Annotated in this window: 20 protein-coding genes and 1 pseudogene; 20 read left to right on the top strand and 1 reads right to left on the bottom strand. The window is 40.6% G+C overall.

What is annotated here, in order from left to right:
- Window positions 1–103: 103 nt before the first annotated feature.
- From ACZ42W_RS16360 to ACZ42W_RS16330, 7 genes are all read left to right on the top strand, one after another.
- Window positions 104–730, top strand: a complete 627-nt coding sequence (locus ACZ42W_RS16360; protein WP_464166340.1) for a TetR/AcrR family transcriptional regulator — start codon at window positions 104–106, stop codon at window positions 728–730.
- A gap of 200 nt (window positions 731–930) precedes the next feature.
- The gene (locus ACZ42W_RS16355) at window positions 931–1,296 is read left to right on the top strand and encodes a DsrE family protein (protein ID WP_464166339.1); all 366 of its coding nucleotides are present in this window, start codon (window positions 931–933) and stop codon (window positions 1,294–1,296) included.
- Between the two features lie 287 nt (window positions 1,297–1,583).
- The gene (locus tag ACZ42W_RS16350; protein WP_464166338.1) at window positions 1,584–1,739 is read left to right on the top strand and encodes a hypothetical protein; all 156 of its coding nucleotides are present in this window, start codon (window positions 1,584–1,586) and stop codon (window positions 1,737–1,739) included.
- Window positions 1,740–2,056: 317 nt separating this feature from the next.
- On the top strand, window positions 2,057–2,671 hold the full coding sequence (locus tag ACZ42W_RS16345; protein WP_464166337.1) for a DNA-3-methyladenine glycosylase: 615 nt from the start codon (window positions 2,057–2,059) through the stop codon (window positions 2,669–2,671).
- Between the two features lie 9 nt (window positions 2,672–2,680).
- Entirely contained in the window at window positions 2,681–3,031 is a 351-nt protein-coding gene (locus ACZ42W_RS16340) for a hypothetical protein (RefSeq protein ID WP_464166336.1), read from the top strand.
- Between the two features lie 117 nt (window positions 3,032–3,148).
- Window positions 3,149–3,967: a TIM barrel protein gene (locus tag ACZ42W_RS16335; protein WP_464166335.1), complete on the top strand. Its 819-nt coding sequence runs from the start codon at window positions 3,149–3,151 to the stop codon at window positions 3,965–3,967.
- 189 nt (window positions 3,968–4,156) lie between these two features.
- A complete protein-coding gene (locus ACZ42W_RS16330; protein WP_464166334.1) occupies window positions 4,157–4,954 on the top strand; it encodes an endonuclease III domain-containing protein in 798 nt (265 codons plus the stop codon).
- A 1,475-nt stretch (window positions 4,955–6,429) separates the two neighbouring features.
- On the opposite strand, the pseudogene ACZ42W_RS16325 reads toward ACZ42W_RS16330, so the two are convergent.
- A pseudogene (locus ACZ42W_RS16325) lies at window positions 6,430–7,670 on the bottom strand (IS110 family RNA-guided transposase).
- A 301-nt stretch (window positions 7,671–7,971) separates the two neighbouring features.
- Here ACZ42W_RS16325 and ACZ42W_RS16320 point away from each other — a divergent pair.
- The 13 genes from ACZ42W_RS16320 to ACZ42W_RS16260 all read left to right on the top strand — a co-directional run bounded on the left by ACZ42W_RS16320 (window position 7,972) and on the right by ACZ42W_RS16260 (window position 19,779).
- Complete coding sequence (locus ACZ42W_RS16320; protein ID WP_464166333.1) at window positions 7,972–8,382, top strand: MerR family transcriptional regulator; 411 nt, start codon at window positions 7,972–7,974, stop codon at window positions 8,380–8,382.
- Between the two features lie 247 nt (window positions 8,383–8,629).
- Window positions 8,630–8,818, top strand: coding sequence for a 4-oxalocrotonate tautomerase DmpI (dmpI, locus tag ACZ42W_RS16315; protein WP_464166332.1), 189 nt, complete (start codon window positions 8,630–8,632; stop codon window positions 8,816–8,818).
- A 58-nt stretch (window positions 8,819–8,876) separates the two neighbouring features.
- On the top strand, window positions 8,877–9,629 hold the full coding sequence (locus tag ACZ42W_RS16310) for a carboxymuconolactone decarboxylase family protein (protein WP_464166331.1): 753 nt from the start codon (window positions 8,877–8,879) through the stop codon (window positions 9,627–9,629).
- Between the two features lie 120 nt (window positions 9,630–9,749).
- On the top strand, window positions 9,750–10,349 hold the full coding sequence (locus ACZ42W_RS16305) for an NAD(P)H-dependent oxidoreductase (RefSeq protein WP_464166330.1): 600 nt from the start codon (window positions 9,750–9,752) through the stop codon (window positions 10,347–10,349).
- Between the two features lie 229 nt (window positions 10,350–10,578).
- Window positions 10,579–11,559 (top strand): aldo/keto reductase, encoded by a 981-nt coding sequence (locus tag ACZ42W_RS16300; protein ID WP_464166329.1) that lies wholly within the window; start codon window positions 10,579–10,581, stop codon window positions 11,557–11,559.
- Between the two features lie 164 nt (window positions 11,560–11,723).
- Entirely contained in the window at window positions 11,724–12,149 is a 426-nt protein-coding gene (locus tag ACZ42W_RS16295) for a MarR family winged helix-turn-helix transcriptional regulator (RefSeq protein ID WP_464171049.1), read from the top strand.
- A gap of 43 nt (window positions 12,150–12,192) precedes the next feature.
- The gene (locus ACZ42W_RS16290; RefSeq protein ID WP_464166328.1) at window positions 12,193–13,359 is read left to right on the top strand and encodes an MFS transporter; all 1,167 of its coding nucleotides are present in this window, start codon (window positions 12,193–12,195) and stop codon (window positions 13,357–13,359) included.
- A gap of 36 nt (window positions 13,360–13,395) precedes the next feature.
- Entirely contained in the window at window positions 13,396–13,857 is a 462-nt protein-coding gene (locus ACZ42W_RS16285) for an MFS transporter (RefSeq protein WP_464166327.1), read from the top strand.
- 231 nt (window positions 13,858–14,088) lie between these two features.
- Entirely contained in the window at window positions 14,089–14,235 is a 147-nt protein-coding gene (locus tag ACZ42W_RS16280) for a hypothetical protein (protein ID WP_464166326.1), read from the top strand.
- A 401-nt stretch (window positions 14,236–14,636) separates the two neighbouring features.
- Window positions 14,637–15,407, top strand: a complete 771-nt coding sequence (locus ACZ42W_RS16275) for a helix-turn-helix domain-containing protein (RefSeq protein ID WP_464166325.1) — start codon at window positions 14,637–14,639, stop codon at window positions 15,405–15,407.
- Between the two features lie 417 nt (window positions 15,408–15,824).
- Window positions 15,825–16,562: a TorD/DmsD family molecular chaperone gene (locus ACZ42W_RS16270; RefSeq protein WP_464166324.1), complete on the top strand. Its 738-nt coding sequence runs from the start codon at window positions 15,825–15,827 to the stop codon at window positions 16,560–16,562.
- 112 nt (window positions 16,563–16,674) lie between these two features.
- The gene (locus tag ACZ42W_RS16265; RefSeq protein ID WP_464166323.1) at window positions 16,675–17,433 is read left to right on the top strand and encodes a twin-arginine translocation signal domain-containing protein; all 759 of its coding nucleotides are present in this window, start codon (window positions 16,675–16,677) and stop codon (window positions 17,431–17,433) included.
- A 57-nt stretch (window positions 17,434–17,490) separates the two neighbouring features.
- Window positions 17,491–19,779, top strand: a complete 2,289-nt coding sequence (locus ACZ42W_RS16260) for a molybdopterin dinucleotide binding domain-containing protein (protein ID WP_464166322.1) — start codon at window positions 17,491–17,493, stop codon at window positions 19,777–19,779.
- Window positions 19,780–19,783 lie beyond the last annotated feature (4 nt).

The following is a 19,783-nucleotide window of genomic DNA, read 5'->3' as shown; positions in this document are numbered from 1 at the left end:
CAGCGATCTTGGAGATAAGATTTTGACGAAAAACTTGACACGGCACTAGATGATATTATATTTTAATGTTGTACCAACCGGTAGGTACAGGAAGGTGATGAACTTGATAGATAAACGTCAAGAGATTGTAGAAGCAGCGGCAGCTCTGATGCACTCGAAAGGGTATGAAAACACCAAACTCAGCGATATTCTAGAGGTGGCCCAGATTGGCAAAGGACAGTTCTACCACTACTTTTCCTCCAAACACGAGTTTGGCCTGGCAGTTATTGATTATTTCTTTGATAATTGGAATCGACGGCTCTTGGAAGACATCCTGGGATCTGAGAAAGATCCGAAAATTAAGTTCAATGAGATGCTGGAATGGGTTGTTCAAAATCATATGTCTAACCAGGCGAAATGCGGCTGTGTGTTCGGCAACCTTGCTATCGAAATGAGTGAACACGATGAAAGGTTCCGTCAAAAAATAGAAGCAGTTTTCGAAACTTGGGTGGATAAATTGAAACCGGTGCTGGCAGGAATGATTAAAGGATCATCTCAATCAGGGCCTGAAGAGATTGACAAGTTGGCGCATGGGATTGTAGCTATGCTCGAAGGCGGAATCCTTTTGATGAAAAGCCAACAGGATATCAAAGTTCTAATTGACGTGACTGATTTGGTTAGATATTTGGTTAATTCTTTGGTACAAGACCACTCTGCTATAGGAAAAATATTCAAAGGAATTGTTCTATGATGATGTGTTCGGAGCTCTCCAAGGGCGGAGAAGTTGTCGTCTCTTCATGGCTTGTTCTGTAGAACGGTAATAGATCATGAAGACCTGGAATTGGCGACATTTGTGCCGGTGCTTAAGGGAAGATAAATCGGTCATCTGGCCGAGTTAGTGAACCTCTAAGGACATTCAGTGATTACTGAGACAGAAAGGAGCAATTTATTGTGGAGAATTTTTCTGGAAAACCACAGCAATCGAGCGAGTTGATAGTACTCTGGACCAGTGCAGACCGTGAAGTCGCATTAAAAATGGTTTTTATGTATACATTCAATGCCAAAACCAAAGGGTGGTGGGAAGATGTATGTCTAATAGTTTGGGGTCCTTCAAGCAAGCTTTTGTCTGAAGACCAAGAGCTTCAGACTTATATGGCCAAAATGCTCGAAGCTGGGGTAGAAGTGGTTGCTTGCAAGGCTTGTACTGATAGTTACGGGATTTCCGAAGCTTTGGAGAAAATGGGCATTGAAGTGAAGTATATGGGACAACCGCTTACTGAAATATTGAAACGGGACGCCAAACTGATAACATTATAAAACATCTTTTTCCTAAAAAAGTAATTCGCAGAGAAAGCCATTTGGATAATTGAGTTTATTTCGTACCATCATGACACTTTGTGTTAAAGTCGTGGAAGTACTGTCCAAGAACAATTTTCAGGCGGCTTATTGTCGGTGTCACTGTCAGACCAAAGTTCTCTGAGAAGGCTGGCTTGTTGACGGGCGTACGAGATTTCCATCACGAGAACAATGTTGTTATATGAACCTGAAATTCAGTAATGATTTTTGAGTAAAATCAAAGTTGTTAAAAGAGAAGAGGAATAATCATGATGAAAAGCAGTCAAGAAGCGGTGAATTGTCCCTGTCCAAAAACCAACTGCGAAAGGCATGGAAAATGCTACGTATGCATTCAGTTTCACCGTGCCAAACCTGTGATCGTATATTGTATGCGTGACGAGTATAGAAACAAGGATTCTCAATAAAACATGGAAGGCATCGACATTTTCCTTTTTGAAGTTCAAGAAGAAGTTCGTTAATCCACCAGAGTCGATAAAATCTAGGGATCTATATTTTAGAGTCGCACATGATTCATTTTTGGGGCGCGAAAGAGACGCTCTCAGCGGATGAGTTTTGAAGAGATTATAATGTGCCTCATGCAGATAATATAAAAGTTAAAAGCCTTAAAATATGACATTATTAAAATGCGATAATTACCAGTGTAAAAAAATCGCTGTGTCCTAAACACTCTACACCAAGGATAGGATGCATTAGGGAAGATTTTGAAGGGAGGGTCAGTGGAATGAAAAAACTTGATAGAGAATTTTATAACCGGGATTCAATCATCGTCGCCAAAGAGCTCTTGGGAAAGGTACTCGTACACGAAATAGGCGGGCAAAGAATTTCGGCTAAAATTGTCGAGGCAGAGGCATATATGGGCTTCGAAGATAAGGCTGCGCATTCCTACGGCGGAAAAAGGACACCCAGAATAGAGGTTATGTATGGGGACCCTGGATTTTCTTATATATTTACGATCTATGGAATGCACTGCTGTTTCAACATAGTAACAAAGGAAAAAGGGAACCCTCAAGCAGTTTTAATAAGGGCAGCTGAGCCGGTGGAAGGAACCGACTGGATGGCACAAAGACGATTCGGAATGTCATATGAGCAGCTGACAAAGAGCCAGCGTAGGGGTCTCACTAGCGGTCCAGGAAAATTATGCGGTGCATTATCAATAGACAGAAGCTTCAACGGTATAGATTTGTGCGGTAATAAAGTATATTTTGAGGAAGGTAAAAACGAGAGATTTAAAATAATAATAACAAAACGCGTGAGAGTTGACCATGCTGAGGAAGCTAAGGATTATCCTTGGAGGTTTTATATAGAAGACAATGAATATGTATCTGTGAAGGATTAGAGTATCTACTTGTATAATTTTATCCTTACTAATGAAATAATGTTTACTATAAGGAATATTGAGGCAGAGGAGAGTAATGAAATTGGAAGGGCTTTACTATCCGATCAATGTCCAATCTTGTACTCCGGGATTTTTTGCATACGCTGGAATGGTTCTAATAAAGCTTCTATCTTTGAAGATGCCATTGATGATAAAGAATATAATGACAATCTAATAAGCTTACTGGATAATAGGGTGACTTTTATTAAAAATAGTTTCAACTGGGTAAAATGGAGAAAAGCAACTACTGGACGTGATGATATGTCGGATTATCCAGAGAGAGTTGTTTTCGAAGCTATTGTAAAAGAAATAGAGAAGTGATACATGGTAAAAATATGGGATAAGTTTCGGAATTAAATGCATCCAAAGTATTATAAAATAAGAGAGTGAGGAGTGATAACAAAAAGTAGATTAAGTGAAAGTGTAAGGGGAAAAAATATGGATAAATTATTGTTTGGGATATCAGGCTTACCAATAGGTAGCGGATCAAAAAAAATTAACTATGCTTCTGGCATCGATTATATAAAATCAATAGGGCTTGATGCAATGGAACTTCTTTTTGTGAGAAGTGTCAATGTGACAGATAAAAATAAGCATATAATATTAAAAACTAAGCTAGACAATGATTTTTATCTGTCGGCTCATGGCTCACATTATATAAATCTAAATGCAGATGAATATGAAAAGCAAGAACAGTCAATGGAAAGAATAATAAATGCAATGGAAGGATTATCAAAGGTTAAGGGGAAAAGTTTAATATTTCATCCGGGTTTTTATTTAAAGGACTCAAAGGAGGAGGCTTATAATACTATAAAAGAAAACTTGTTAAAGCTTCCATATAAAGAAATAGATTATAGGCTTGAGACTACGGGAAAAAGAACCCAGTTTGGGACACTTGAGGAATTAGTTTCTCTCTGTAAAGAAGTAAGTTCCTGCAAGTTATGTATTGACTTTTCTCATATACATGCAAGACAGAATGGCTGCTTAAAAGGTTATGATGATTTTGTAAAAGTACTGCAATACGTGCTGGATGAGTTGGGCAGGTCTGCTCTAGATGATTTGCATATCCACATGGGTGGAATAAACTACAATGAAAAAGGTGAGAAAAACCATCTTCCCTTATTCGAAAGTGATTTCAACTATTCAGAGTGTTTAAAAGCCATAAAAGATTATAACGTCAAAGGATGTATAATTGTAGAGGGACCTCTGGTAGAGAAAGATGCATTGTTATTGAAGAATACTTTTGAAAAATTATAAGTATCGTCTAAGTGTCTTAGTCGATAACTTGGAAGGTATACTGATACGCAATTATTATTTTATTTTAAAAGCAAAGTTAGATTGAGGAAATAAAAACCGAGATATATAGCGGAAGACAAACTTGGGCGGATGCAAGTGTTCCTAAATATAGGAATAAAAATTGGGCACTTACTAAACTGGAGCAGAAAGATGAAGGGCAAATTTAAAACTATGGAATCAACATATTTAAGAATAAATAACTTAAGTGAAAAATTGTTAGCTTACTATGAAGAATCTTGTTTAGATCAGAGTGTTTTACTTGGGTCATTGATTTCAGAAGAAGCAAGAAAATTTATTGTAAACAATGCTAATGCATTTATTTTTGGATTAATATCTGATCAATCTACAAAAGCTGAATTAGCATGGTCTTTACCATTTCACTTAAAGAAAAGACTAGGTCATTATGATATGCACAAAATGGGCAGTGAGGGATATGAGCATGAAATAGAGAAGGCGATAAAAGATAAGCCAGCTTTACATAGATATCCAGGAAGAATAGCTAATTATCTTTATTTAGCAAGTAAGCATATTATAGATAATTATCAAGCAGATGGTGCTAATATTTGGTTAAATACAGACAGTGCTAAAGAAATAATTTGCCGATTATGTGCCTTTAAAGGTATTAGCTCAAAAAAAGCTGCTCTTGGAACAATGTTATTGGTAAGAGATAAAGGCGTCAATGTAAAGGATGCTCATAATATTGATATTGCTTATGATATACATATTAGAAGGGTCTTCTTAAGAATTGGATTGGTTAAGAGTGATACATTAGAGCAAGTGACTGAAGTGGCAAAACAAATTTGTCCTGATTTTCCAGGGAAACTTACTACTCCTATTTGGATTATTGGAAGGGAATATTGCCGACCAACGACCCCATTATGTGATAATTGTCCTATTTCTAACTTATGTGAAAGAAAAATTCATTTAGGTAGAGATATACATGCATAATTTGATTGAACCTAATATTCATAAAAAGGAATCAGGATATACTAACAAAATTATATATGAAAATGCCGAAATAATGATAGGAGAACGTAGGTATTAATTTGAATGGCGAACAGTAAAAAACCTGAAAAAATTAAATTTGAAAAGTGACTTTTTCAGAATTATATCCTGCAGGCAAGGGGCGACCAGCTTCAAACGGCATCTTTTTTGTATCCTCAAGGCACGTTGAGACTGTGGTTCTACTGCGGAAAACAGACAGGTGAAAGCCGCTTGTAGAGCGGGTTTTAGGGTTTTGCATGTGTGCATTAGGATCGCCACATGTGTTTAGCATGGGAACATGTTAACAGGTAAAATCTGCGGAAATTTGGGCTTCAGTGTAAAGGGGCATTAAGACTGTTAATGCGAATTTTATGTAAATTATGGCAAATGACGCGGTGATTTATTCCACGGTAATGGGCATGGCAGAAGGGGCTAGTGTGTGAGAGTACAGCCTGATCGTTTTTGTGACACGGGGCGCATTTATATAGGAAGAATTAGCTTGCTAAGTGGGTAGGACAGAGCTATCATGCCACACTTGGTAAGCTATTTTTTTAATACTAATATATTCCGTCATTTTAGTTACCGGACACAGAAAGGAGTAGCATGAAAAAGATTCGCACCATTGAAGCCCCGGTTGTAGAACTCAAACGCATCAGAGTCTGCGCCTATTGCCGGTATTTACGCTGATAAAGCCATATCCGGTAAGAGCAAGGAAAAGCGCCCAGATTTCATGCGCATGGTCAAGACTTCGAGAATAAGAAATTCGATCTAATCATCACGAAGTCCATTTCCCGTTTTGCCCACAACAAAATTGATACTTTGGAAACTGTCCGCAAACTCAAGTCACTAGGTATAGGGATCTACTTTGAACGAGAAAACTGAATGCCAGTCCGAGAAAGGTGAAATTCCGATCTGCTTTGCTTCTAGTTTATGCAAGAGTAAAAGGAAAGAAGGAGGAAAGAAATTGTGAAGAAGTTAGGACTCGGGATGATGCGGTTACCAATAACGGAAGAAAAAGTCTCAAAGCATAAAGAGCTTGTAAATAAAATAGTGGATTATTATCTAGAGAAAGTATTCAAATATTGAGGAACTACAGGGCTATGTTTTTAAAATTAAAAAATATGCCTCTTTATTTTTGCCTGACACATTAATTAATTATGAAGACTGAAGAAACACAAACACAATAACAAAGTCTTAAGTGCTGGAAGAATTTGCTCGGCTTAGATATTGATTTCTTAGAAAGATCTACTTGACCTGAAGTTCACTTCAGGGTTTATAGTTATATATTACAAATACTTAAAAATAATAGTTGCCAAAATATATGCATTAAAGGAGGTATCAAGTCTGAAATAGTCAGTTAGAAGTACCGGCAAAGTAAAGTGGACACAGCAAAACAAGCCATCGGTTGATGACTAATAAAGATCTGGGTTTACGAGAAATTAAGACGCTGCGCGAATGCGGTAACCTTGGGTTCTAGCCAAGATAATCGCTTGTTCTACCGTGATTTCACGGTTTACTGGAAGAGCATCTGACTTTCTATACAACTCAGCATTATACGCTTCTTTCTTTTTCAGGATGTTGTAGATAGCTGTAAGAAGCATTCTTGCAATGGCAATGATCGCTTTTTTATGACCACGACGATGCTTAAGCCTCAAATAGCGGTTGCGGATTTCAGGATGCTTCTGGCTTTTAACAACGGCGGTTGCACACTGTACCAGAAGCGGCTTAATATAACAGCCAGCTCTTGAAATCCTTGCTGACTTTTTCTTTCCAGCACTTTCGTTATTCGTAGGTGTAAGCCCTGCCCAGGAGCAAAGATGCTTAGCTGTCGGGAACACGTCCATGTTAACACCGATTTCAGAGACCACTGCTATGGCCGAAAAAGTGTTTTTAAAGGACGGAACAGTTAAGATCAGATTGATTTCTTCTGCGTAGGGTTCGGAAAGAGAAAGGATAATTTTTTCTAGATCAACCTTTCGTGACTCAAGATCTTTGTAGTGCTGCTTGATGACCTTAAGTTTTTCGGCTTGTTCAGGCGTGATAAAACCATCAATTGCGAGTTCTAATTCAGGAAGTTTATTCTTCATAGAAGCGTGAACGAGTGGTTCTATGTCAAAACTCTTGTCCAAAGGATTCTCTAAAAGCTTGTTAATGACGTTCATGGAACTTTTGCCAAAGGTATCAGAAACAACATTTCCAAGCTGAATATTGGATACGGTTAAAGAATTTTGCAGACGGTTTTTCTCGCTTGACATAAAGTTAGTCAGTTTAAAGCGGTAGCGCATAAGATCACGAAGCTGCCTAATAGCAAGAGGAGGCATAAAGCTTCCGGCAACAAGGTCATGCTTGAATAGATCAGCAATCCATTTAGCGTCTTTTTTGTCAGTCTTCTTCCCACGGATAGCTTTGACGTATTTAGGATGCTCCAGGACGATGTTGCAGGAGTCTTCAAGAACATTAAACACGGGAATCCAGTACTTTCCGGTGGATTCCATACAAACATCCTTGCAGTCGTTTTTACAAAGCCACTGAGACAGCCCTTTCAGACCTTTTGTGTAGTAGAAAAGCGATGGCTTTTGTAGGTGGTAACCCCTTTGTTGGTAGTAGCAATACAAGCAACTACGAAGGCTTTGTGGACATCAATGCCACAACAGACTTGGTAAACGATCTTTAAAGCGATAAGAGAACTCCTTTCAAAGAAATACAGGGATAGACAGCATTGACTGATTGCCTGGCAATAAACGAGTAATGTTTAAACAAAGATAAGTCTGCGTGCTGGAAGACACACTTATTTGTGCTTGGAAAGGCAATCCACACATATATAAATGCGGTCACTCCAGGTTGGAGCAGCCCACTCACCTCCGCGTGATTTGTAGTTAACTGTTATCCCTAGGAGTTTAGAATAATAAAAAAATCGTTCAAAGCCAACGTATTTCATGACGTTTTGTGCCTTGAGCGAAGCGAAAGGAATGACTATATATATGAATATAAAAGAAGCTTCGGAGATAACAGGTATTTCTATTGATAATCTTCGCTATTATGAAAGAATAGGTCTAATTCCTGAAATTCCAAGGACTGCCTCGGGAATCAGAGATTATGATGAAATATCATTGCACTGGATCGAATTTGCCATGCGTTTTAAAAGAGCAGGAATGTCGTTGGATTCTATTCGTGAATATATTGAATTGGCTTTGAAGGGCGAAGCAAGCAAGGAGGCCAGGAGGGAAATCCTGTTAGAGGCGAAAGAAAGTCTGGAAGAAAAAATAAGAGAGATACAGGAAAGTTTGGATGTTATCAATTATAAGCTGGATACTTATGATAAGAAATGCGAACCTGTTACTAAAGAATTAATAGAAGCGTGGAAAACAAATAAGTGTAAAGAAGAAATTTAGGTATCGTTTTGTCAGTTAAAACTAAGCGATTTACAAGGATGAAAAGACCAGAGAACTCTTGATGCTTTGTGTTTCCTCTTCATGATTTGTATAGATGTAATGCGATCATGGAGGGGATTTTTCATAAACTGTTTATTGTAAAAAATTTAGACTTTAAATAGGTACTTGACCTTAAGTTAACTTAAGGGTTTATAGTCAAAGAGAATGGGGAAAAGCTATTAAGTAACTAGTGAAAGGAGATAGGAAAATGCCAGTAATAACATTAGAAGCTGGAAAATTAAATAAGGAACAGAAAAGTCAGTTAGTGAAAGAGCTTACAAATATAGCTTCAAAAGTTATGAATGTACCGGCTGGGGCATTCATTGTATTGTTAAAGGAAAATGAACAGGATAACATCGGTTTTGGCGGGCAGTTACTGTCTGAAAGAAATGCCTAAAGCGGTTTAGATTGATTGTAGCATCCCTGTTAAATAATCGTTACGGGAGGTAATAAGAATGGGCCGTTTAGAACAAAGCGAAAAGAAATATACAGAATTATTTGGGGACACCCGTCCGACTCTGTTGGAAACGGATCCGGATTTTCAAGATATGTTGAGCCGGTTTATCTTTGGTGAAGTATTCTACCAAGGAGATTTAGAGGATAAAACGCGGGAACTCATAACCCTTGTTGTGCTTACGGTCAATCAGACTCTGCCGCAGCTTCGGGCGCATGTTGGAGCCGCGCTGAACATAGGTCTAACACCGGTGGAAATAAAAGAGGCTATTTATCAGTGCGCTCCCTATATTGGCTTTCCCAAGGCGCTTAATGCTCTGGGCGAAGTGAATGCTGTCTTCCAATCTCGTAACATTGCCCTGCCGGTTGAATCTCAAAGGCAGGTTAAAGAGGAAAAACGCTTTGACAAAGGTTTGAGTGTTCAGGTCGAAATCTTTGGGGATGTGATTAACAAGAACCATGAGAATGCGCCCGTAAATCAGAAACATATTCAGAACTATCTCTCTGCCATGTGCTTTGGCGACTTCTATACCCGAAGCGGTCTTGATCTTAAAATGCGGGAATTACTGACTCTGTGTATCGTCAGTGCATTGGGTGGCTGTGAAAACCAAGTAAAGGCTCATGTTCAGGGCAATATAAATGTCGGGAATACTAAGGAAACGCTGATTACAGCAATCACACATTGTTTACCCTATACGGGTTTCCCAAGGACGCTTAATGCTCTCGGCTGCATTAATACTATAATTTCAGAATAGAATGCTTAATCCCCTCTACCGGCAACGGACCGAGGCGAAGTAAGCGATGGACTTCAAATGATGTATCTAATCTTATAAATTTAAAATAATAACTAAAGGAAAACAAATGGAGGCTTACCAATGAAACATCTTATAGTTTATGCTCACTCAAACCCTGAAAGTCTGAACCACTCAATCTTGGAAACCACGGTTAATGCTTTGAAGAACAACGGTCATGAAGTTGTGGTACGGGATTTATATGCACTTAATTTCCAGCCGGTGTTAAAACCAGAAGATACGGCTGCTATGAAAGCGGGACAAACTCCAAAAGACATTAAAACAGAACAAGAATTTATCGCCCAAGCGGATGCTATTACATTTATTTATCCAATTTGGTGGGCTGGAAGTCCTGCTATCCTTAAAGGTTATGTTGATCGTGTGTTTGCTTATGGCTTTGCTTATGGTGTAGGGGCAGAAGGTCCCGTTAAGCTGCTGACAGGTAAGAAAGGGTTTATTATCAATACCTATGGAACAGCAAAAGAAGTTTACGATCAAACTGGGATGACCGATGGATTGAAAATCACGTCTGATACCAGTATTTTTGAGTTCGTAGGGATTGAGCCTGTAGGGCATTTATTTTTTGGTAGCATCGGATACCTTGATAATGAAGCATATAAAGGCATATTAAAGGAAGTGGCAGAAAAGGTTAACTCCTTATTCCCGCAAGGGGCATCTGCCTAATAATCTTTTTGGCAGTACTAGTGATAGGCAGCCCGTCAATCGCTAGTAAAGACGATTCGGATATCTAGAGTGAAAACGGGTCATAATCGGAATTTAAGTCCAGACTTGACCCGTTTTTATCTGTTTCTTGGAATTGAGTTCATTTAACCATTGTAAGTATCCTATTTTAGTTTGTGCTTATAGATAAATGGTCAATATCACAGCTATTGGAAAGTGAGGACAACTAGAAATGGAATATGGGAAACTTGGAAATACAGGATTGGATGTGTCTAAATTTTGTCTTGGCTGTATGAGTTTTGGCGAAGCTGAAAAGTGGATTCATAAATGGGTACTTAATGAAGAGCAAAGTCGTTCTATTATCAAAAAAGCACTTGATCTTGGAATCAATTTTTTTGATACGGCAAATGTGTATTCAAATGGTGCCAGCGAGGAATTTCTTGGACTAGCTTTAAAGGATTATGCCAATCGTGATGAAGTTGTCATAGCAACCAAAGTTTTTTTCCCGATGCATGAAGGCCCAAATGGTAAAGGTCTTTCCCGAAAGCATATTATGAGCGAAATTGATAAAAGTCTTAAACGCCTTGGAACCGATTATGTGGACCTTTATATTATTCATCGCTGGGATTATAATACTCCCATTGAAGAAACAATGGAAGCATTACATGACGTTGTGAAGGATGGTAAGGCAAGGTATCTTGGTGCCTCAGCCATGTACGCATGGCAGTTCCAAAAGGCGTTGCATGTTGCAGAGAAGAATGGGTGGACCAGGTTTGTTTCAATGCAGAATCATTTAAACCTCATATACCGTGAAGAAGAACGGGAAATGTTGCCTCTTTGTAGGGAGAAAAAAATCGGAGTCACTCCATATAGTCCGCTTGCATCAGGCAGATTGGTACGTGATTGGTCTGAAACAACGCTTCGTTCCGAAACTGACCAAGCTCAAAAATCTAAATACGATGCGACTACTGGTGCTGACCGATTGGTTGTGGAGCGAGTCGCAGCAATTGCAGAAAAACGTGGTGTTCCTCGTATTCATATCGCACTGGCTTGGCTGCTACAGAAAGAACCAGTAACTGCTCCTATTATCGGTGCTACGAAAATATCTCATCTCGAAGATGCTGTAGGTGCCCTATCGATTAAGTTGACACCTGAAGAAATAGCCTCTCTAGAAGAACCGTATGTACCACACCAAATAGTTGGTCATAATTAATAGTGGTACGAAGATAGCTTGATGTAATTTAGGAAGTGGCGTTTCTGCTACTTCTTTTTTAGTATTCTACACAGCACAAGCGGTAATTTTGTTGCGTACGCAACGACTATATGATAATGTAGAAGTATAAGAATACATCGGAGGTGAGCAATCTCTTGTCAAAGATGAACCCAGAAGTCTCAATCGGGCGATTTATTTCTGTGTTGTATCGTCAATCCCAAGCGCATATCTCCAAGCAGCTGGCTCCCTATAATATAGGAAGCGGTCAGTACCCCATCTTACTTGCCTTAGAAAGAAACGATGGTGTCATACAGGATAAACTCTCCGCGATAGGAGTGGATAGGGCGAATGTGGCCCGTGCTGTGGCCAAGCTGCAAGAAAAAGGGTATGTAGAACGTAGCCCCGATCCTGAAGATAAACGGGTGTGGCGAATTTACTTAACGGAAACAGGTTACAACGTTTTACCGATAATTAGAAAAGTCTTAGGGGAGTGGAATTCCATATTATCCAAGGGCTTGGACCCGCAAGATCAGGAAACTCTTATCAGAGTCTTAAAGACAATGGCCGCCAATGTTGGATTTGAGTCGTAGGTATTATCTAGATATTATACAGTGAGCTTGAAGGAGGGTTATTATGGTTTCTGAAGTAAAGCCTTCACCGCAGCAATCCTTATGGACTAAGGAATTCTTCCTGATTACAGTGGCTAATCTGTTTATTTTTCTTGGGTTCCAAATGCTCTTACCTGTTCTTCCGGTTTACTCAGCAAAACTGGGTGGTGCCGATACGTGGGCAGGACTTGTTGTGGGCATTTTTACCTTTTCAGCGGTAATCATGAGACCGATAGCCGGGCGTTTGCTTGATCAAAGAGGACGAAAAGGAGTCTTCCTTTACGGTTTAGGAGGCTTTATTCTCTGTACCGTAGCCTATAATTGGGTACCTAGCCTTTTACTTCTCCTAGTACTTCGCTTCCTACACGGTTTTGGTTGGGGGGCTTCCGGCACAGCGACGAGTACCATTGCCTCTGACCTAATCCCTAAACAACGATTCGCTGAGGGGATGGGGTACTTTGGTTTAACCAGTACTCTCACTATGGCTGTAGGACCTGCTCTGGGATTGTCCCTCATGTCCGGATATGGGTTTTCCACCGTATTTAATCTCTCCGCACTATCTGCCATCCTTGCGATATTAATTGCACTACCTATTAAAATGCAAAAACCCGAACAGAAACCGAACCAAAAGAAATCATTCATTGAAAAATCCGCTTTATTACCGGGTTTAGTCATACTCTTTATAAATATGAGTTATGGAGCGGTTGTATCCTTTATCGCGCTTTACGCGGAAGAACGCCAAGTTCAAAATATTGGGCTATTCTTTACCGTTTATGCGATTGCTTTACTCGTATCCCGTCCATATTTTGGTCGACTCACGGATCAAAAAGGCACCTCCTTTGCGGTAATCCCCGGCACCGCAGCAATCCTAGCAGCAATGGTTATCTTATATTTTGCCCATTCCTTAGGTGCATTCTTGTTTGCTGGGTTTGTTTATGGTCTGGGATTCGGAGCGATACAGCCTTCCTTACAGGCTATGGCTGTTCGAAATGTTGAACCCACACGCCGAGGAACAGCAAATGCTACATTTTTCCTGGGCTTTGACCTTGGCATCGGGATTGGGTCGATTCTTTGGGGAATGGTTGCGGAAATTACCGGCTATGGGTTAATTTACGTCTGGGCGATGGTTCCGATCATGATTGGTTTCTTTGTTTTTCTTAAAATCGGTTCGGTAGGATGTAAGACTGTGTAGAAAATAGAGAATAATTCATTTTAAAGAGGTTAGAGCATGGAAAAAACAACACAACGTAAAATGGTCACGCTTGCGATGCTTGTCTCGATTTTACTGGTTGCAATCGATACGACCATCGTTACGACCGCAATGCCTCAAATTGTGCAACAACTTAGCGGTATGAATTTGCTCAGTTGGGTTTTTGCGATTTATCTTCTCACATCCTCGGTCACAACGCCCATTTACGGTAAACTTGCGGACTTGTTTGGAAGAAAGTTCATTTTTATCTTCGGCGTTATGCTTTTCGTCCTCGGTTCGATGGTTTCCGGTATGGCCAAGACGATGCATCAGTTAATTTTATTTCGCGCCTTCCAAGGTCTCGGCGCAGGTGCCGTGATGCCCTTGACATTCACCATTATTGGCGATCTATATCCTGGGGAAGAACGTGCAAAAATGCAAGGGTTATTCAGTTCAGTTTGGGGTGTTGCCGGATTACTTGGTCCAAAAATTCTACAATAAAAATATGCATACAATAAGTGTGCATATTTTTATTGTAGAGACAATTTAATTTAGTTAATTTTGTAAACCCTGCAGTATTTTCCAAATAAAACACACCCTTCATTATTTTCATCTAACAATACTCCTTGACAGAGCTTGGTCGTGACTTTCAACCAGTATTAGCGCAATAAATATAGGGACTGAAATATATTGACGCTTTAGAAAAAGCTTATGGAATAGAATGTTAGGCTTATGGGAGAGATAAATAAACTTAAGATGGGCGCACAAATGGGAGGATTACAGGATGGCTGTGGTGAAAGTTATAGAGACTATGTTCTGGATCAACTTGAACAATTGGGAATGGTGGGTATGATTCATATGCTTACACCGCTGATCTAAAAGGTTTGTCTTGATGACTATAAAAGGAGATACTCCATTAGGAAAAGCCTCAATGTTGCCACTATAGGATTTGAAGATTATTATTTATTGTATGACCTTATGTGCTATAAATATAAATCCAATCATACCTTTGTATTTGTCTGTAAGGAAGCTCATATTGAAAAGATGTTTAATCAGAAAGACGAATCCACAGACATTGATCATGAGAACGTAGGATCCCTGTTATGATGAGCCTATTAAGAAGTAAGGTTACCGTTTTAAAAAGAAAGCCTGAAAATACGTAGAATAAAGAGGAATTATGACTTATTTTGTCTAATGTATTAGCGAAAATAATAAAAAATATTCACTAAATTTATGCTATTGCTGTTCGGATTGAATATTCTTGGGAAGGCGGCAGAATAATGACTTTAGGTACAACGATACGGGAATTCCGAAAACAACGGGGGATGACTCTTCAAGTTTTATCGGATCAGTTAGGCGTTTCATGTTCTTTCTTAAGTGCGATTGAGCGTGGGGTTAAAAAGCCTTCAGTCGCTATGGTAAAAAGACTTTCCGAAGCGCTCAATATTTCCCCAACTTATTTATTTAGCCCTGAGAAGGAAGCAATTCATGGAGAAAAAATACGTTTTATACGTCAAGGGCGAAGCTTGAGCATTGAAGAACTCAGTGAACTCTCAGGGATTCCTGGGGAACAAATTCAGGCATTTGAAGAAGGGTCGGAAGAACCAGACTTAGAAATAATGGAGCGGCTTGCAGAAGCGTTAAGCGTTACGGTACGTTACTTTCTGGAAAAGTCTACCGATGCAATATCCATCGGAGAAAGGGTGCGTCTTGAGAGAGAGAAGCAAGGACTTACGGGAGCCGCTTTGGCAGACAAAGTTGGAGTTACTCCCGCAATGGTTAGTCAGATTGAAAATGACCAGGCTGAACCCTCTTTGGACACCTTGGAAAACGTGGCTAATGCGCTCGGAGTCTCAGTCTGTTATTTTCTCTTGGAACAAGAGGATGTTAAAAATTTGCTTGGTTCATTGAATGCAGATGTTATTTCTCTTTTGGGTGATCCTCGTGTCCAGGCAGTTCTTAGGGCAATACGCGACTTAGATGCTGGAGAACTAAAGTTCATTTTAAATTATATCCAGTTCTTTAAACGGAACCGTTCACTTTTAGAATAGTTATGATTGAAAGCGCTTCGTTAATGCTTAATGAGGTGCTTTTTTGTACTCTTAGGAAGAAGTTCTACCGGTTCATGTTTAAGTAACCAGAACTTTCTCTGGAAAAAAATTTAAAGCCATTGGAAGGAATTAAATGATTTCTGGAGAATATACAAATCATGAATTAAGAAAAAGTTAATATTTTTTACACCGAGGTTCAAAACGCAATTGATAATATGGAGCCACAAACCGGTGAAGGAGGGAAGTTCAATTTTTTTTGAACTAACATTAAGTAATTGAAGAATATAATTAAACTAATTGTTGCCTAGGGCGAAATTTGGAAATAGGAGGGTGTAAAGAATGGTTAATGACACAAAACTTAAGCATTTTTGAAGTTAAAAATTTAAAGTATTTAGTGATAGTGTGAGCTTATGCAAAGTGCTAAGAAAGGATATAGGTGACTTTATGTTTGAGGATAAGGTACTACATGCCCAGTCTCGGGGTAATATATATACTTTTTTGGCTGAAATCTTTCTTCAAGAACCGAGTGTTTCTCAATTTCCACAGTACATTGAGGCTTTACAGGATTTATTAAAGGAAGTAGAAACTTATCCAGTCACGTTTGGTGCAGTTATTCCTGAGGATAGCCACGAATTTATAGAGAGACTTCGCCAAGAGTATTATGACTGCTTTTTTGTTCCAATGTCAGGGCAGTATGTTCCTCCGTATGAGTCCGCTTTATTGAACTATAGAACAGGAGAACGTAAGCCTTTTGGAACCTTGAATAGCATGGAGGCGAGCCATGTCGCTGCATGTTATGCTGCTGTTGACTTTCACCCTCAGGCACTGAATGTATTTACTCCGCTTAAAGAGATACCCTTACCGGATCATGTGGGTTTTGAGTTGGCATTTATGGCGATGCTTTGTGTTGCGGAACAAATGGCTTGGGATAAAGAGAATCAGGTCGAAGCTTTAAAGTGGCAGACCTTTGAACTTCAATTCTTACGCGAACACCTGAGTCAATGGATAGAAAATTTTGCCCGGGCTTTACAAGATCTTGCTCCGGGTTACTATGCACAAGCAGCTCGGGCTGCAGAAATTTGGATCGCGTCAGATTTAAGGGAGATTGAAATCGACGCGAATCAAGGGGGGGATGAAGGAGCATTAAAGCATTAAAGTATTAAGGTGACGCTAAAGGGATGGGGGGAATGTAGATATAGTTGAGTAAAAGAGAATCGATGCCTTTTCAACCTAATTTTTTATCTTGAAGAAGGAGTGAAAGCAATCCATGAAACGTCGTGATTTTTTTAAATTATCTGCAGTTCTCGGTGCGGCCGCGGTTACTGGTTTAGGAATGGAGAAACTAAGCTTCGCAGGTCAACCTCCGGAATTTTTATCCGCTACAGGAGGAGGACAAGAACTTGAGGCCCGTATCGATCCTAAGACCGGTAAGGTTGAACTCAATCCCAATATTGTGATGCGCAACAGTTCTTGTTTAGGATGTTACAGTTCCTGTGGTAATCGAGTGAAGATTGATAAACGGACGGGGCAGATTGTGCGGGTCTTTGGAAATCCGTATAGTCCGACCAATGCAGAACCTCATCTTCCCATTGAAGCGCCCTTAACAGAAAGTTACCTTGCGTTTAGTCACTATAAAGATAAAGGCCATCAGGCTCGAGCAACGCTTTGTGCTCGTGGGAATGCAACCCTACAAGCGCATTATGATCCGTATCGGGTGCTTGTCCCCCTTAAACGTGCTGATAAGCGTGGGGACGGAAAATGGCAGCCGATCTCTTGGGAGCAAGCAGTACAAGAAACCGTGGAAGGGGGAACGCCCTTTCAACATCTGGGGGAGACCACGCCGATTGAAGGATTAAGACAAGTGTATGATCTAAATACGCTTATTGACCCAAAACAGCCTGAATTAGGTCCAAAAGCGAATCAATTAGTTATGCTTGGTGGTCGTTTTGATGGCCGTTCGATCTTTGGTGTTCGATTTGCAGGTGCTTTCGGAACCCGTAATACGTATACCCATGCTTACACATGAGGAGGGTCCAAAATACCTGCGGCGCAGGTAGCAAGCGGCAATCTCGTTAAACCGGATGTGAGCCATGCGGAGTTTATTATTTATCTCGGAATGTTTCCGGGACACAGTGGATCACCTTTTCAGGCAGCTTCCCGCCAAGTAACGGCTGGAGCAGCAGAAGGAAGACTAAAATTTGTTGTGGTCGATCCCGTGATGAATGGCGGTGCAATAGCCCCAATCGGGGACAGTGGCAAATGGGTTCCCATTAAACCGGCCACAGACGGCGCCTTTGCCATGGCTATGATTCGCTGGATTATCGAGAAAAATCGATTTAATGCAGCTTTCCTCACGGCACCTAATCTTAAAGTGGCGAAAGAAAGAGGATTTAACAGTTGGACCAATGCCTGTCACCTTGTGATTAATGACCCAAGCCATCCGAATGACCGAAAAGTTCTTCGGGCTGAAGATCTAGGACTTCCATTGCCCACTCTTCCCGAATCCAATCCGTCGGCTGGAATGCCTCCTAAGAAACCGGACTATTTTATCGTCATGGATAAAGCGCAAGGAAAACCGGCTATCTATACTCAATCAACGGAAGGCGATCTTTTCTTTAGTGGGGAAGTTAAGGATAAAAACGGGAATGCGATTAAAGTACAAACCGGTTTTCTATTCTTAAAAGAAAGTGCTTTCAGCAAAGAAATCTCAGCTTATGCCAAGGATTGTGGGATTCCGGAGGATACTATAATTGAAATTGCCAAAGAGTTTACCTCCCATGGGACAAAAGTCGGTCTTGATGGAATGGGGAACACCGCAGCCGCAAACGGAATGGACGGCGCTTTGGCACACCATGTATTGTCGACTCTAGTCGGGGCTCCCTATAAAAAAGGTGGACTCATTCCCGGCGTTGGTGGAGCATCTTTCGATTTACTGTTTTCAAAATATAAACTCATTGGTCCTCCAAAGGCCCGAGGGGTAAGTATTTGCCGTACCGGACTCGCCTATGAAGAAACGACGGAGTTTAAAAATAAAGTGGCGAAGGGTGAAAACCCCTACCCGGCTAAACTTCCTTGGTATCCTTTCGGGACTGTGAATTTTGTCGGGGGAAACTCGGATAATCAAGCTGTTTTTTCCATGATACACAATTATCCGTACCAAGCAAAGGTCTTTATGCTGTGGATGGCGAACCCACTATTCTCCACGCCGGGAGCGGCACGCAAAGAAGTCGTTGATGAAATGAAGAAAGTGGAGCGGATCCCGCTCTTTATCGCTTTCGACGCCTATATGGGGGAAACATCAGTCTTAGCAGACTACATTATTCCGGATACGACCCAATATGAGAGTTGGGGACTTCCATTCGTTTGGGGGAACTTTGCAGGGAAGGGAACAGGAGTTCGTTGGCCTGTCGTTCAACCCATGACCGCTAAACTGCAAGACGGTCGCTTTGCTTGTTTTGAGAATTATTTAATTGACGTCGCGAAAAAGATTGGTATTCCAGGTTATGGAGATGAAGCTATTCCAGGCCCAGACAATAAGATGTATCCTTTGAATAATCCTGAAGACTTTTTCCTGAAAGGCGTTGCCAATGTTGCGTATGATGAGACTCCGGTCCCTGATCTTTCAGCGGCAGAGAGCAAAATGCAAGATTTAGATAGCGTTGCTGCGACATGGAAAAACAGTGTTAAGCCGGAAGAATTGTCTAAGACAATGTATGTCCTGTCTAGAGGGGGACGGTTTGAATCGTACGGGTCTGGATATGTAGGGGATAATTACAAATATGCAAATCCCGGATGTTTCCAAATTTACAGTGAAGAACTAGCGACTGCCAAGAATTCGTTTACAGGCAAACCGTTCTCCGGTGTTATCGGCTGGAATCCTGAAGCCTTTGCGGACGGCACACCGTTAAGAAAAGCATTCCCAGAAGAACAATGGCCATTAAGAGGAGCTTCGTTTAAAGCGAAGTTCAGAAGCGCAACGATGTTAGTGAATTCGATGCTGCGCGATTTAAATCCGACCAATGCCATCGAGATTAATACCAACGATGCTTTGCGCTTTGGGTTAAAGAATGGAGATAAAGTAAAGCTAATTTCTGCAACAGGCGGAGAAGTAGTCGGTATCCTGAAAGTTCGGCCGGGTGTTGCCGAAGGTACAGTTGGTGTCGCGTTCGGCTATGGTCACTGGGAGTATGGGGCAAGGGCGCATAAAGTAGGGGATAAGAATATCGGAGGAGATCCTACGCTGGGGACGGGTGTCCTGTTAAGCGGAATTGGGTTAGTGGATCCTTCGTATAAAACGATTTTTGGATTTAGTGAGATGAGTACGGGTATTCCCAGTCGGAATGGCGGCGCATATCGGTTGGAAAAGGCGTAAATTG

It is taken from the genome of Desulfitobacterium elongatum, assembly GCF_055378975.1.
Note: the sequence above shows the minus strand (reverse complement) of the source record. Positions and strands in the feature narration are given on the sequence as shown.

Bases quoted from the DNA above. Each gene is read 5' to 3' on its own strand.
- ACZ42W_RS16350 (WP_464166338.1), top strand. From the start codon at position 1,584: ATGATGAAAAGCAGTCAAGAAGCGGTGAATTGTCCCTGTCCAAAAACC.
- ACZ42W_RS16345 (WP_464166337.1), top strand. From the start codon at position 2,057: ATGAAAAAACTTGATAGAGAATTTTATAACCGGGATTCAATCATCGTC.
- ACZ42W_RS16335 (WP_464166335.1), top strand. From the start codon at position 3,149: ATGGATAAATTATTGTTTGGGATATCAGGCTTACCAATAGGTAGCGGA.
- ACZ42W_RS16330 (WP_464166334.1), top strand. From the start codon at position 4,157: ATGAAGGGCAAATTTAAAACTATGGAATCAACATATTTAAGAATAAAT.
- ACZ42W_RS16320 (WP_464166333.1), top strand. From the start codon at position 7,972: ATGAATATAAAAGAAGCTTCGGAGATAACAGGTATTTCTATTGATAAT.
- dmpI (WP_464166332.1), top strand. From the start codon at position 8,630: ATGCCAGTAATAACATTAGAAGCTGGAAAATTAAATAAGGAACAGAAA.
- ACZ42W_RS16310 (WP_464166331.1), top strand. From the start codon at position 8,877: ATGGGCCGTTTAGAACAAAGCGAAAAGAAATATACAGAATTATTTGGG.
- ACZ42W_RS16305 (WP_464166330.1), top strand. From the start codon at position 9,750: ATGAAACATCTTATAGTTTATGCTCACTCAAACCCTGAAAGTCTGAAC.
- ACZ42W_RS16300 (WP_464166329.1), top strand. From the start codon at position 10,579: ATGGAATATGGGAAACTTGGAAATACAGGATTGGATGTGTCTAAATTT.
- ACZ42W_RS16295 (WP_464171049.1), top strand. From the start codon at position 11,724: ATGAACCCAGAAGTCTCAATCGGGCGATTTATTTCTGTGTTGTATCGT.
- ACZ42W_RS16290 (WP_464166328.1), top strand. From the start codon at position 12,193: ATGGTTTCTGAAGTAAAGCCTTCACCGCAGCAATCCTTATGGACTAAG.
- ACZ42W_RS16285 (WP_464166327.1), top strand. From the start codon at position 13,396: ATGGAAAAAACAACACAACGTAAAATGGTCACGCTTGCGATGCTTGTC.
- ACZ42W_RS16280 (WP_464166326.1), top strand. From the start codon at position 14,089: ATGGGAGAGATAAATAAACTTAAGATGGGCGCACAAATGGGAGGATTA.
- ACZ42W_RS16275 (WP_464166325.1), top strand. From the start codon at position 14,637: ATGACTTTAGGTACAACGATACGGGAATTCCGAAAACAACGGGGGATG.
- ACZ42W_RS16265 (WP_464166323.1), top strand. From the start codon at position 16,675: ATGAAACGTCGTGATTTTTTTAAATTATCTGCAGTTCTCGGTGCGGCC.